Consider the following 13,326-nt stretch of genomic DNA (forward strand, 5'->3'; position numbering starts at 1 on the left):
TCAGGGGGAGGTTGATGCAGTGGTATGCGATTTAAATAACCGCCCAAGGAAAACATTAGGCTTTGAAACACCAGAAGATTTAATGGATAATTACTTGGCGGCACAAGCCGCATAAATGGTATGCACTTCAAGGTTGAATCCGCGTTTGGATTTGAAGCAGCATTCTGGATGTTCATTTCCGGGGTGGCTTCCCGTTACCAATGCAATCCAGGTGTTTGGCAAATGTCTCTGCCAGGTGATTGGCGCGGGAAATGGGATGAACGGCGTTGGGATGCCCACTTTGTACTATGGCGCGCCGAAAAAGTGCCTGACATTCGGGCATGTTCAGCAGTAGTGCGATACTCATGGCGCCAGCGGACTCGCCAAACAAGGTAATATTTTGTGGATCGCCCCCGAATGCAGAAATATTTCTTTTCACCCATTTGAGTGCCGCTATCTGGTCCAAAAGCCCTTCATTATCACTGGATGGGATATTACAGATGTCCTTTAATCGCAAAAAGCCGAATGCTCCCAGCCGATAATTGAATGTTACAATGATCGCCCTGCCACTGGCTGCCAAGTAGCGCCCATTGTAGATCTCCTGACAACCCGACCCCATATAAAAAGATCCGCCATGAATCCAAAACATAACCGGCAGCTCACTGTCTTTCGAAACTGGTGGCGAGAAGATATTGAGATAAAGACATTCCTCCTACTCCGGCGGTGCACCGTTTCGCCCCCGTACTTCCATCAGTACCGAAGGATTCTGGGCTGCAGGCATGCCAAATGCCCTGGCATGCAATGGGGTTTTCCAAGGGGATAGGGGCTGAGGGGAAAGCCAGCGTAAGTCCCCTACCGGTTGTTGCGCATAGGGGATGCCCAGAAATTGATAGGTTCCCGTTTCCCGATCAATGGTGCCGATAATCGGACCGGCAGGCGACTCCACTGTCGAGGTAAGATTTTTATTGGTTTTTTTTTCAAAGCACGGGTCCCTGGCCATGTTTCACCGCTTTGTTGACGTCCCCGCTCCAGGCGAGTAGGGATTTTGAGTTTGCTTTTGGCGCTTTTTCCGCCAGGAGTAGTGCGCGCTGGCTGTTACAGGGTTGTAATGACGTCTTAGAATGGCCCTCTGCGTGGGCATGAAGGAATTGTTGGTAGGCGGCGAGGGCGCACAAATAGTGCCCAACATCGTCGATAAGAATCCTGAAGGCGTGGTGCCGGACAAAGAAACTGCCGAGAATTTTTGTCGGGCTCTTGAAAAACATGGCGAACTCGGGCCAGAAATACCCATTGAGCAGATGGGTGGTGTGCGTGTGCAATGCCCGATGAAAATGGGTCAGGTCCACCTGATCCAGCAAATATTGAAACTGTCCCTCTTGCCGCAGCCGCGCAATCATCGTATCTGCCGCCGTCATTAATTGTAACAGGGTGGGTGAGGGGATGATGCGTTGTTCCATAACACCGAGGTGTCCGGCAAAATTTCTGATGCCAAACTGGTAGTACTGCTCTTCGGAACGATAGACAGTCAGTTCGTTTACGCAGCAGCCCAGCCAGTGATTGTGGGCCCGCCAATCACCTGCGCTAATAAAGTAATTAAACGCTTTTTCCGCTACTGCCAACCAACGTGAGTGCTTACTCCAGCCATACAGACGCAAAAGCGCCAACACTGCCTGACCGTCGTAGTCGATAACCCGATGGGGGTCTTTGAGTGTCAGTCCGGGATATTCCACACCATGAAAAAACCGGCCGCTATCGGGGGCCTGCATAAATTCAATGCCTCTGGCGAGCTGCGTCATCAACTCGGCGTATTGGCGTGTCTGCCGGGCCTGGGAATAATTGACCAGCGCGAGAAGGCATAGCGCATTGCCGCCCAGCCTGATCTCACCATCGGTCTCCAGCATAAATGCACCGGTTTCGCCCGACTTCAATACAGCCACCCTGAGTATTTTCTCTGTCATATAGTTGAGGGGACGCTGAATGGCTGATAACGGGGAAGCACGCTTGGTCATCTTCCAGATTTCAGTCATCGTATAGACACTACCGGCGTGGTCCAGGGCAGTACAGGGCGTCATTGCCTGGTCAAAGCAGGCGTACCATCCTTTGTGGAAAGAACCATCGGGTTTAATCTGGCTGGTTAAATAACGGCTGCCATCCTCAATGAGTTGGGCGACATGTTCACAATTCAGAATTTTGACTGTGCGCCTTCCGGCATCAGGTCCCGACTCCTGAAGGTAAACCGGTTCTTTGTGGCGTTCACAAAACAGTCCTTTTGTAGAAAGCAGGACAACCGTCCTTTCATCGGAAAAATCCAGATCTACCTCGGGACCAAAGCGTTCTTTTGTGTAAGCCCGGAATTCTGTCTCATTGATAATGGCATGGTCGATCTGATCGCCCCTGTCGAGCATGGCATTGCCATTGATCTCCTGCTCCAGAAAGGCAATTTTGCAATCGATATCCAGGGCAATCCCGTAGCGGAAGTGACATCTTTTTGTTTCCTCAAGCAGCTTATGAAGGCCGCACAGGGTTGTAATGCTCTTCTGGGTGACCCAATCAACCCGCAACCAGCAGGGCTCCATTTCGTCCTGCCCTGCCACGATTTGAATGGCCTCTGCAAGCTTCTTCCAGGCCTGGGAAAAGCTTTGGGCGTTAATATGTCTTATTTGTGCACGCTGTCTGGCATCGCTGATAGAAAAGAAAAGTGTGTAGGGTGGCCTTAACCCGCAGAGTGCCCGCTCTACCTCGGTGCGGGCCTGTGTGAGCAGGCTGGATAGGGGGGTATCGCTGTTGTTCATTCTGACTCTCAGAACTGGCAGTAATGATTCCTGTGATTACGGCCGAACGACTTTCTTGCAGGAGTATAGACCCGTGTACCGTTACTGTTTGCTCTGGTTGGTGGATGGCGTTTGTGTGAATTTTTGATGAAAATTTTATGATTTATCCAACAACAGGATAGATGTCAGCGCTTTTGCGGTGGTGGCTGGCATCACTGGGTTTAAGGCTGGCGCGTGACCCTAAAACCAGCTCGCGCCAGCTTATTGTGCCGGTTTTTTTGACAATGCCAACGCAATCGGTTGTGGGGCGGATACATCGCATTAAGAGGGATCGTGATATGGCCTGACTATTATCCTGCCAACGTGAGAAATGCATTTGGTTTACCCGGGGCTGATTGTTGGCACCGCGAGGTGTTTTATGATCAACCGCTGGCCTTTCGATAGGCTGACCGGTTACACCCCGCAGGGCAGAAGTGGGTGCAGGGGTTGAGCTGAAGCGCGAAAATGCTTGAAGCCTGAGACAACAGCTTGAGGGGAACAACAAATGAAACGGGAATCCTCCAGCCGATGTAAGAAGGGGGTTCCCGTGTGGGAAAATGCCAGGAACCCCTGTACTAAATTACATGCCGAGGATTGCTTTAGATCTCAGCAGCGAGTCGCGCGCCCTGGTCAATCGCGCGTTTGGCATCCAGTTCTGCGGCTTCGTCGGCACCGCCAATCAGGTGTGCTTTGATACCACGCTCAAGCAGTGCCTGGTATAACTCACGGGCGGGCTCCTGGCCAGCACAAACAATGATGTTGTCTACCTCTATTAGCTGCCGCTCGTCACCAGTGCGGATATTTAATCCCTGATTGTCGATTTTCTCATAAGTGGCACCTGCAATCATCTGCACCTGGCGATGCTGCAGACTCTTGCGATGAATCCAGCCGGTGGTCTTGCCGAGACCGGCGCCTACCTTAGAGGTCTTGCGCTGCAGCAGGAAAACCTGGCGCGGGGGTTTTACCGCTTTGCGGGGTTTCAGCCCGGAACGGTTTTCCAGTTCGATATCCACCCCCCATTCGTCGAAAAAGGCTGCTTTGTTACTGGCAACCAGTTGTTCTTCTTCGGAGTAATCACCACCATGCGTCAGGTATTCTGCCACGTCGAAGCCGATACCACCGGCGCCGATTATGGCAACCTTTTCGCCCACAGGGATCTTATCCCTGAGTACGTCCAGGTAGCTGAGTACTTTTTTGTTTTCGATACCTGGAATTGCCGGCATACGCGGTGCAATACCACTGGCAAGGATCACTTCATCAAAAGACTGCAGATCCTCGACGGTGGCGACAGACTGCAATTTCACCTCGACACCGGTGACTTCGAGGCGACGTTTGAAGTAGCGCAGGGTCTCCTGGAATTCGGCCTTTCCGGGAATCTGTTTGGCAATATTGAACTGGCCGCCGATTCTGTCACTGCCTTCAAATAGGGTGACCCTGTGCCCTCGCTCCGCTGCTACGGTAGCGGATGAGAGACCAGCGGGACCAGCGCCGATCACTGCCACTTTTTTCGGTGTTTCAGTGGGCAGATAATTTAATTCGGTCTCGTGGCAGGCGCGCGGGTTCACCAGACAGGAAGTGAGTTTTAGCTGGAAGGTGTGGTCCAGGCAGGCCTGGTTACAGCCGATGCAGGTATTGATTTCATCCGCGCGGCCTGCAGCGGCCTTGGCAACGAAATCTGCATCCGCGAGAAAGGGGCGCGCCATGGAAATCATGTCTGCCTGTCCGGAAGCGAGCACCGCTTCGGCGACCGCCGGCATGTTGATACGATTGCTGGCCACCACCGGAACGGTGAGGTGTTTTTTTACCTTTGCGGTGATGTCGGTGAATGCGGCGCGGGGTACATTGGTGGCGATAGTGGGCACGCGGGATTCGTGCCAGCCGATACCGGTATTGATAATAGTGGCGCCGGCCTTTTCGATGGCCTGGCCGAGTGTAATGACCTCTTTAAAATCACTGCCATCCTCAACCAGATCGAGCATGGACAGGCGGTAGATAATAATAAATTCAATACCCAGGGCCTCGCGCACACGGCGCACAATCTCGATCGGCAGACGGATACGGTTATCGAAGCTGCCACCCCATTCGTCGCTGCGCTTGTTGGTGCGTTTGGCGATGAACTGGTTAATAAAGTAACCCTCGGAACCCATGATCTCGACACCGTCGTAACCGGCTTCACGGGCCAGTGTGGCACAGTGCACATAGTCATCGATCTGGTGTTCAATTTCCTCCCCGGTCAGCTCGCGGGGGGTGAACGGGTTGATCGGCGCCTGAATCGCAGAAGGTGCAATCAGGTTTTCATTGTAGGCATAGCGGCCGGTGTGCAGAATCTGCATACAGATTTTGCCCCCCTCGGCGTGGACAGCTTCAGTGACTTCCCGGTGCTGTTGCGCCTCTTGCGGAGTGTTCATTTTGGCGGCCCCTTTGAACACCCCGCTCTCTTCGTTGGGAGCAATGCCGCCGGTTACAATCAGGCCGACCCCGCCCCGGGCGCGCTCTGCGTAGAAAGCCGCCAGTCGGGCAAAGCCCCCGGTGTGTTCCTCCAGATTGGTGTGCATGGAGCCCATCAGTACCCGGTTGCGGAGGGTGGTGAAACCCAGGTCCAGAGGGGCCAGCATGTTGGGGAAGGCTTGGGGCATGGGGAAACTCTCTTTTGATCGCCTGTTGCTAAATATGCAAATAGTTGCATATAAGTGGATATCAGCATACCAAGAGGCGCTGACGCGAAACAGTGACCTATCCGGTCTAAATCGGTGATCATTTACCGGTGCAGCCCTGTTTTTTCATTTCCCCGCGGCGATTCATTCGTCCATCAAACAGGTTTTTCACGGTCTATTGGGCGGCCGTTGTTAAAAGCCGGCTGCTGGCGAACCTGTGCTGGATGGGGTCTTTTCCAAAGGGCTGCACAGTCCTGGCAGCGCCAGCTTCCTATGCGTGGCTATTGGGCTGGTTTTTTACCGGGCTTTTGCCGGCGTTCTACTCTGCCAATACCTTCAGGAGTTGCTGGCGCAACCAGCGGTTGGCGGGGTCATCGTGCAGGCTTTTGTGCCAGAGCAGGTGCCAGTCCATCTGGGGTATCTCAAAAGGCAGTTCAAAGAGTCGTGCAGAGTACTGGCTGGCCAGACTGGCCGGCACCGTCAGGGCCAGGTCGGTGCGCAATACCACCAGTGGCGCCACCCGATAATGCTGTACGCGCAATTTGATAGTGCGCCGCCGACCCAGTTTGTTCAAGGCAATATCCGCCAGGCCGGGCCCGGTGCGGCGGCTGGATACATGGATATGCTCAAGCTGCAGATACTGCTCCAAAGTCAGGCCGGCCTCGTTTGCCAAAGGGTGTTCATTGCGCAACATGCATAGGTAGCGGTTTTGCATCAGGCGCTGCTGTTTCAGTTGGCTCGCTGTGGCCAGGGGGATATCCAGAGCGAAATCCAGGGTATTGGCGGCCAACTCCTTGGCCAGCTGGTCGCGTGGGACATAGAAAGACTCTACCGTCACACCGGGCGCCTGTTGCTCCAGCTTCTCCAGCAGGCGCGGTAACAGTACCGTTTCCACCATGTCATTCATGGACAGTCGCAGGGTTTTGTGGGCCTGGGCCGGATTGAAGTGGCGGTGCTCGTTGAGGCTGTCAGCGAGCAGCGACAAAGCTTGCTGAACCCGCGGCATAATGCTCTCTGTGAAGGGAGTCGGGGTCATGCCGGATGGGCCGCGAATAAACAGGGGGTTATCCAGAGAGCGGCGCAGGCGAGCGAGGGCATTGCTGACCGCCGGCTGGGTAATATGCAACTGTTCGGCGGCCCGGGTGAGGTTGCGAGTACTGTAAATAGCCTCCAGTACCACAAACAGATTGGTATCCATTTTTTGCAGTTGCATAAACCCATCCCAATCATAAGCAATGTGAATAATTGTATATTCTCATAATAAACTTTGATGATCCAACTAGGACCGTTAGGGTAGGGGCATTTGTTTATAGAGGCATACCCATTGACTGAGTGTATTGTGGTGCGTCACGGGCAGGCGTCCTTTGGCAGTGAGGACTACGACATACTCTCAGAGAGAGGTTGGCAGCAGTCCCGTTGGCTGGGGGACTATTGGCGGGAAACCGGTATCCGGTTTGACCGGATTCTCTGTGGCAGCTTGCGCCGCCATCGACAGACTACCGAAGGCATTTGCGAGGGCCTGCAAGTGGGGGAGCGGGGCGGTTATGAAATTGTTTCGCAGCTGGATGAATTCGATTTTTTTGATGTGGTGCGCCTCTACAGAGCACATAATCCTGGTTGCGCGCCCGGCCCCAATGCTAGCCGTGCTGATTTCTATCGTTTCCTGAAGCAGGGGATGCTGGCCTGGGCGGCAGGGGAGATCATGCCGGCGGAGAGCTGGTGCAGTTTCGAACGTCGTATTCGTGAAGTGTTGGGTTTGATTTGTGACAGTGCCAAAGGCAGCAGGACTCTGGTGGTCAGTTCCGGTGGAGCTATTGCCATGATGATCCGACAGATCCTGGGCAGCCCCCCCGAGTCGGTGGCCAATCTCAATATGCAAATTCAAAACACCGCGACCAGTCGATTCTTTTTTAGTGCGCAGGGTATCAGCCTGCACAGTTTTAATCATGTGCCGCATCTGGATAGAGGCGAGCGCCGTGGATTGATTACATACAGCTGAATCACAGGTGGGAAACCATGCAGTTTGAATATTCGGAAAAAGTACAGGATCTGCTGCAGCGGCTTAAAGACTTTATGCGGGAATATGTCTACCCCGCGGAAGCTACTTATATGCGGCAATTGCAGCAGGATCGCTGGGGCGAACCACCTGTTATGGTGGAGCTGAAAAGCAAAGCCCGCGAAGCACAATTGTGGAATTTGTTTTTACCGGACCCGCGTTACGGTGCTGGCCTGAGCAACCTGGAGTATGCCCCCCTGGCGGAAGAGATGGGCAAGGTCCTCTTTGCTTCGGAAGTGTTCAACTGCAGTGCACCGGATACCGGTAATATGGAAGTGTTGGCACAATACGGTTCCGAATCCCAGCGCAAAACCTGGTTGGAGCCACTGCTCGACGGTAGCATACGCTCGGCCTTTGCTATGACCGAGCCGCGCGTGGCCTCCTCCGATGCCACGAATATCGAAACATCCATCATGCTTGATGGGGACGAATATGTAATCAACGGCCACAAATTTTATATCAGCGGCTTGATGAATACGCGCTGCAAGGTGATGATTGTGATGGGCAAGACAGACCCGCACAATGCAGACCGCCACCAGCAACAGTCACAAATCCTGGTGCCCACCGATACGCCGGGGGTTAAAATACTTCGCCCCATGCAGGTGTTTGGTTATGACGATGCACCGGAGGGGCACGCAGAAGTGATTTTCGACAATGTGCGTGTGCCCGTTTCAAATCTGATTCTCGGCCAGGGGCGGGGTTTCGAAATTGCCCAGGGCCGTTTAGGCCCGGGGCGGATTCACCACTGCATGCGCCTGATTGGCCAGGCGCAGCGGGCCCTGGAAATGATGGCACTCCGGTCGGAGCAGCGCGTTGCATTTGGTCGCCCCTTGAGTAAGCAGGGCTCGGTGCGTGAAGACATCGCCAAGTCTGCCTGTGAAATTGAGCAGGCCCGCCTGTTGACGCTGAAAGCGGCAGCACAAATGGATCGCCTGGGCAATAAAGCGGCAAAGGACCTGATTGCCATGATCAAAATCGTTGCACCACAAATGGCCTGCAACGTCATAGACCGCGCAATTCAGATTCATGGCGCAGTGGGCCTGAGTCAGGACAACAGCCTCGCGCATTACTACGCCTATGCACGCGCTATTCGCCTAGCAGACGGACCGGATCAGGTGCATATGATGCAGTTGGGACGCAATCTCGCTGCCCGCTATGCTGCAGAGTGTTCCCATGGGGGTGAATATGCCTGAAACTGTAAAGGAGTTGCGCAGTTCCGTACAAGACCTACCGGTGGAAAAACTGCAGGACTACCTGAATGCAAATATTGACGGTTATGCCGGCCCGCTGGAGGTGAGCAAATTCCCCGGTGGACAGTCCAACCCCACCTTTAAGTTGAAAACCCCCTCGACCAGCTATGTGTTGCGCCGTCAACCGCCGGGTAAACTACTGAAGTCTGCGCATGCAGTGGATCGTGAATATCGCGTGATGTCCGCACTGGCCAATACTGATGTGCCGGTGCCCAGAGTTTTACACCTGTGTGAGGATCGGGCACTGATGGGGTCCATGTTTTATGTAATGGAGTATTGCGAGGGGAGGATATTCTGGGAAGCAGCCCTACCGACGGTGGAAAACGCACAGCGCACAGCTATTTACGATGAGATGAATCGGGTACTGGCCACTTTGCACAGCCTCGACCCCGCGGCTTTGGGGCTTGCCGGCTATGCACGTCCCGGCAACTATTTTCAGCGGCAGTTGAAGCGCTGGGCCAGTCAATACCGCGCGTCTGAGACGCACAATATAATCGCTATGGAGCGGCTGATCGATTGGTTGGGCCACGCGATCCCCCCGGATGATGGCCGGGTGGCGCTGGTACACGGCGACTACCGTTTGGACAATATGATCTTTCATCCCGAGGCGCCCAGGGCGATTGCCCTGCTGGATTGGGAACTGTCCACGCTCGGACATCCCTTTGCCGATCTCGCCTATCAGTGTATGCAAATGCGCATGCCAGCTGGCGGAGATAAGATGTCCGGTCTGCTGGGCCTGGATATCGAAGCCCTGGGTATCCCCTCTGAGGGAGTCTATGTGGCAAAGTACTGCGCGCGCATGGGCATCAATCGGATTGATAACTGGCCCTTTTACCTGGCCTTCAGTTTTTTCCGTTTAGCGGCAATTGTACAGGGGGTGGCTAAACGTGCCCTGGATGGCAATGCCTCCAACAGGGATGCGGCAAAGCTTGGCGGGTTGGTGGAACCACTGGCGCGGGCTGCCATGGATATTGCCAATCAAGCAGGGTGATTCAGAATCAATGGATTTTTTGGGGAGAAAATTTTTTAGGATAGATTATCTGAAACAGAATGCGTGATAGAAACTGCAATGGGTGCAGAGGAACGATAAGGATAAACAATGGCAACGAACCTTTTTGATCTCACAGGCAAAATCGCTCTGGTAACCGGCGCCAGCCGCGGGATCGGTGCAGCCATCGCCAAGCTTCTGGCAGAGCAGGGTGCACATGTACTGGTTTCCAGCCGCAAAATCGAAGGCTGCCGGGCGGTGGCTAATCGCGTTGTTGAGGCTGGCGGTCGCGCAGACCCTGTTCCCTGCCATATTGGCAATATGGAGGAGATACAGCGGTTGTTTGCCGATATTCGTGAGCGCTTCGGTCGCCTGGATATTCTGGTAAATAATGCCGCAACCAACCCTTATTTTGGTCATATTCTGGATACAGACCTGAGCGCCGTTGAAAAAACAATCGATGTGAATATTCGCGGATACTTTTTTATGTCGGTGGAGGCGGGCAGACTGATGCGGCAACAGGGTGGTGGTGCGATTGTCAATACTGCCTCCATTAATGCGTTGCAACCGGGTGTGGGGCAGGGCATTTATTCCATTACCAAAGCTGCGGTGGTCAATATGACCAAGGCCTTTGCCAAGGAGTGTGCACAGTTCAATATCCGTGTGAATGCCCTGCTGCCGGGCCTGACAAAAACCAAATTTGCCGGTGCGCTTTTTTCCCACGAGGAGGTTTATAAAGCGGCGATTGATCACATTCCCATGCACCGCCACGCAGAACCGGAAGAAATGGCAGGCACTGTCCTCTACCTGGTATCCGAAGCTTCCAGTTATACTACCGGCGAGTGTGTAGTGGTGGATGGTGGTTTGACTTCCTGTGGAGGGATTTAAGTTAATATTCGTTAGTATTTACCATGAGCGTCAGGCAGATCAACTTATCGACTTATAAGATTTTTTATCCTTCTTTGTAAGCCTCTTGGAGACTCAAGGTACGGTAGTGCCGTACAGGCGGCTTTGCCGGGGGGTGCTTGCTGAAGCTCTCGGTCAAGAATAGTTTAATTCTTCCCCCTGAGGCGACCAAAATCTTCAACGCGTCAAGTGGCGGGCATTTTTGTGCCTGGGCAACAGATACCAGAGAATCCCTGCAATCAAATACTGTGCAGGGATATTTCCGACTAAGTTTGCATGCTCAGCTCGGTCAGCTAGCACCATCAACAACATAATGGTTGCATATATCATATTCAGCCAGATAGTGAACCAAATCAGGTTGATATTGGCAGAGAGATTTTTAGCGGCAAGAATCAAGAATACACCCAGAGTTGCAAAAATCCCCACAATAATCTGTTCGTATTCTGGCTGTGGGGGCATCCACCCCCATCCTGAAGGCCATATCCAGACCATCAACGGGTACATGGCAAAGATATATAGCAAGCCTATAGCAACCAGGGCGATGGCAAGATACTTGGCGCGAGTCATTTCATTCATGCCTTTCCCCTGATATGCAGGCCACTTCTATTTGTTGTCATGCTCAAAAATATAGACGACTTGTGAACTTTCCCTATACTGCCGGGTCGGAAGGAAAGAATACCCCTCTCTCAGGACACGCTGTGAATACATCCTTGTACGTTCGTAATCGGCATCCATGCCTCATACGATCCTGGGAGAGGGGTATTCTTCCCTCCTGCTTTACTAGTAAGAGGTGTAAGTGAGTCAATTTAGAGCCCATATATATTCCAAACACGCCCAATATAGATTTTTTCATTTTGGATGATCCAATGCTCGATAACGGCTATTTTTAGCAAACAGAGTTGTCTAGTAATGTTGTGACAAAAACCACTTCTTGGGAAACGCTATGGGCGTTGAAATTAACCTATTTTACTCGATTACTTGACCAAGGAAATACCTTGGCATGACAATACTCAATCAGATGTTTTCGGTATCAATCCACCCGTTGCACTAGCGAGTTGAATCCGGATAAGAATTTAATTGGGTGTAATAAATTTAAATGGTGCAGATGGCTTAAAAGCAGATACCACATCCCCACTCAGATTTTCTGGTATATCTAATTTCAGGGTCATGACTTTAGCGCCAGAATCTAAATTGACCTTATCCAGATCCACCCACATTACTGAAGGATTAATCACTGATTCGAAATAATAACGCTTGGTGTTTTGCTCAATAACTGATCGCCACAGTGTTGAAGCAATATTTGGCTTACTTGGATTGCTCATTCCCAAAGGCACACTAATGGCACGTATCTGGGAGAATACTGAAGCAATAGCATCGCGGCGTTGTTTAAATTTTGGTGAAGACTCTAGGGCGTAGCTGGCACGCGCAAAACGATCTGCTGCACTAATGGTTCCTGGTAAGAAATTATTACCCCCTATAAGACTCCAGTAAGTATTGAGGGCTAATTGCTGCCCGTAAACAGGTGAGTTTGTCATCACCGTATATTCTTTACCATGATGAATTCTGAGATCACCATCGATATACTCAAAGATGGCAGAATCGCCTGTGGGATCGGAAAGTGCAATATGCGCATCAGCCGGCTTTCCATTTGGCAGGTTGGTAGAAATGATGGTGATAGGATCAGTCTTCATCACCTGAATAGCCTCAGCAACAGTCGCATAATTATCAAGAAAATACTGTAGCCAGGCACCAACTGAAATCGTTGGCTTCCCTCGTGTAGCAGCATCCCCGTAGTCGGTTTCTGCAAGATAAAGAAGGTTTCCTACCAAGCCTACTTCATTTACCCCATCAGAGGTCGCTGCGTCATAAATACTGATAATGACGGACCCATATCTGGAGTTCCAAGTGATCGAACCTTTACCAACGCCACCGTTACGCTCCATTCCCTGTGGAAATATCCAGAAATCCATCGCAGCAGTAGTATCGCTCCAATCCATGGATCGCCCAGTGATATAAGTTCCCGTTCCAGTTTCATAAAGAATCCGGGTACATGCTTCAGTAGGGGGTACAGCGATGTTTACAACGACAGCAAAGCCTGATAATACCAAAGAGCAGATACTCTCCTTTATGCCATTTAACATATTAACCTTCCTCATTTCACCTTTTTTCACTCTCAATTCAGCATTTCAAAGCCTAAGTGAACAAGTATTGACTCCAATATCAATGAATGGCAGACGTGATAAGAGGATAGTCCGAAGGTATTCGCCCGAAAGGTAATCTACGTCAAAAGTAGAATTTTCTCATAAAATGTGCCGAGGAGATTCTGCATGGAAAATTGAAGTTCCTGGACTGTCAAGTTCTCGCGATTCTCAATCAGGCAGAAATCGGTATCCCGGTGCCCAAGCTGTGGTGGAAGTACGATATGAGTCCTGTCGCCTTTTGCAAGTGGCAGCCTAAATATGGCGGTATACATGCCATCCGCGATGATCCGTCTAGAGGGGCTGGAGGGGGAGATCGCTACTTTAAGGAGATATACGGGTAGTGTTCAGAATTCTGTGTCATTTCTTTATCATTAGCAAAAAAGAGATGACCTATGACTAAACATACTTTCGATATGGATGCTGCTATCAAGGCGCTGCGTGAGGGCAAAGACCTCAGCGGCAAAGATGGCATCCTGACGCCT

General features: G+C 51.9%; 9 protein-coding genes and 1 pseudogene. 4 read left to right on the forward strand and 6 right to left on the reverse strand.

Annotated features, from left to right (window positions below; genetic code table 11):
* Window positions 1–172: 172 nt before the first annotated feature.
* From ACL7TT_RS19735 to ACL7TT_RS19750, 4 genes and pseudogenes are all read right to left on the reverse strand, one after another.
* Window positions 173–979 (reverse strand): annotated as a pseudogene (locus ACL7TT_RS19735) (carboxylesterase family protein).
* Window positions 957–2,771: a hypothetical protein gene (locus ACL7TT_RS19740; protein ID WP_413397915.1), complete on the reverse strand. Its 1,815-nt coding sequence runs from the start codon at window positions 2,769–2,771 to the stop codon at window positions 957–959. The pseudogene ACL7TT_RS19735 and the gene ACL7TT_RS19740 overlap by 23 nt, the downstream one beginning before the upstream one ends.
* Window positions 2,772–3,388: 617 nt before the next feature.
* The gene (locus ACL7TT_RS19745) at window positions 3,389–5,425 is read right to left on the reverse strand and encodes an oxidoreductase (protein WP_413397916.1); all 2,037 of its coding nucleotides are present in this window, start codon (window positions 5,423–5,425) and stop codon (window positions 3,389–3,391) included.
* A gap of 337 nt (window positions 5,426–5,762) precedes the next feature.
* Complete coding sequence (locus ACL7TT_RS19750) at window positions 5,763–6,656, reverse strand: LysR family transcriptional regulator (RefSeq protein WP_413397917.1); 894 nt, start codon at window positions 6,654–6,656, stop codon at window positions 5,763–5,765.
* Window positions 6,657–6,767: 111 nt separating this feature from the next.
* Between ACL7TT_RS19750 and ACL7TT_RS19755 the strand changes: the two genes are divergently transcribed.
* The 4 genes from ACL7TT_RS19755 (at window position 6,768) to ACL7TT_RS19770 (ending at window position 10,625) form a co-directional block, all read left to right on the forward strand.
* On the forward strand, window positions 6,768–7,442 hold the full coding sequence (locus ACL7TT_RS19755) for a histidine phosphatase family protein (RefSeq protein WP_413397918.1): 675 nt from the start codon (window positions 6,768–6,770) through the stop codon (window positions 7,440–7,442).
* Window positions 7,443–7,459: 17 nt separating this feature from the next.
* Window positions 7,460–8,692: an acyl-CoA dehydrogenase family protein gene (locus ACL7TT_RS19760; RefSeq protein ID WP_413397919.1), complete on the forward strand. Its 1,233-nt coding sequence runs from the start codon at window positions 7,460–7,462 to the stop codon at window positions 8,690–8,692.
* A complete protein-coding gene (locus ACL7TT_RS19765; protein WP_413397920.1) occupies window positions 8,685–9,740 on the forward strand; it encodes a phosphotransferase in 1,056 nt (351 codons plus the stop codon). The genes ACL7TT_RS19760 and ACL7TT_RS19765 overlap by 8 nt, the downstream gene beginning before the upstream one ends.
* 108 nt (window positions 9,741–9,848) lie before the next feature.
* Window positions 9,849–10,625, forward strand: coding sequence for an SDR family oxidoreductase (locus tag ACL7TT_RS19770; RefSeq protein ID WP_413397921.1), 777 nt, complete (start codon window positions 9,849–9,851; stop codon window positions 10,623–10,625).
* A gap of 195 nt (window positions 10,626–10,820) precedes the next feature.
* Here the strand turns inward: ACL7TT_RS19770 and ACL7TT_RS19775 are convergent, their stop codons facing one another.
* Window positions 10,821–11,219: a DUF6632 domain-containing protein gene (locus ACL7TT_RS19775; RefSeq protein ID WP_413397922.1), complete on the reverse strand. Its 399-nt coding sequence runs from the start codon at window positions 11,217–11,219 to the stop codon at window positions 10,821–10,823.
* Window positions 11,220–11,716: 497 nt separating this feature from the next.
* Complete coding sequence (locus ACL7TT_RS19780; RefSeq protein WP_413397923.1) at window positions 11,717–12,814, reverse strand: linear amide C-N hydrolase; 1,098 nt, start codon at window positions 12,812–12,814, stop codon at window positions 11,717–11,719.
* Window positions 12,815–13,326 lie beyond the last annotated feature (512 nt).

This window comes from Microbulbifer jejuensis, from assembly GCF_047289955.1.
Taxonomy (GTDB): Bacteria; Pseudomonadota; Gammaproteobacteria; order Pseudomonadales; family Cellvibrionaceae; genus Microbulbifer.

What these genes read in the sequence shown, in the direction of transcription:
- ACL7TT_RS19740 (WP_413397915.1), bottom strand. Translation starts at nt 2,771, where the DNA reads ATGAACAACAGCGATACCCCCCTATCCAGCCTGCTCACACAGGCCCGC.
- ACL7TT_RS19745 (WP_413397916.1), bottom strand. Translation starts at nt 5,425, where the DNA reads ATGCCCCAAGCCTTCCCCAACATGCTGGCCCCTCTGGACCTGGGTTTC.
- ACL7TT_RS19750 (WP_413397917.1), bottom strand. Translation starts at nt 6,656, where the DNA reads ATGCAACTGCAAAAAATGGATACCAATCTGTTTGTGGTACTGGAGGCT.
- ACL7TT_RS19760 (WP_413397919.1), top strand. Translation starts at nt 7,460, where the DNA reads ATGCAGTTTGAATATTCGGAAAAAGTACAGGATCTGCTGCAGCGGCTT.
- ACL7TT_RS19765 (WP_413397920.1), top strand. Translation starts at nt 8,685, where the DNA reads ATGCCTGAAACTGTAAAGGAGTTGCGCAGTTCCGTACAAGACCTACCG.
- ACL7TT_RS19770 (WP_413397921.1), top strand. Translation starts at nt 9,849, where the DNA reads ATGGCAACGAACCTTTTTGATCTCACAGGCAAAATCGCTCTGGTAACC.
- ACL7TT_RS19775 (WP_413397922.1), bottom strand. Translation starts at nt 11,219, where the DNA reads ATGAATGAAATGACTCGCGCCAAGTATCTTGCCATCGCCCTGGTTGCT.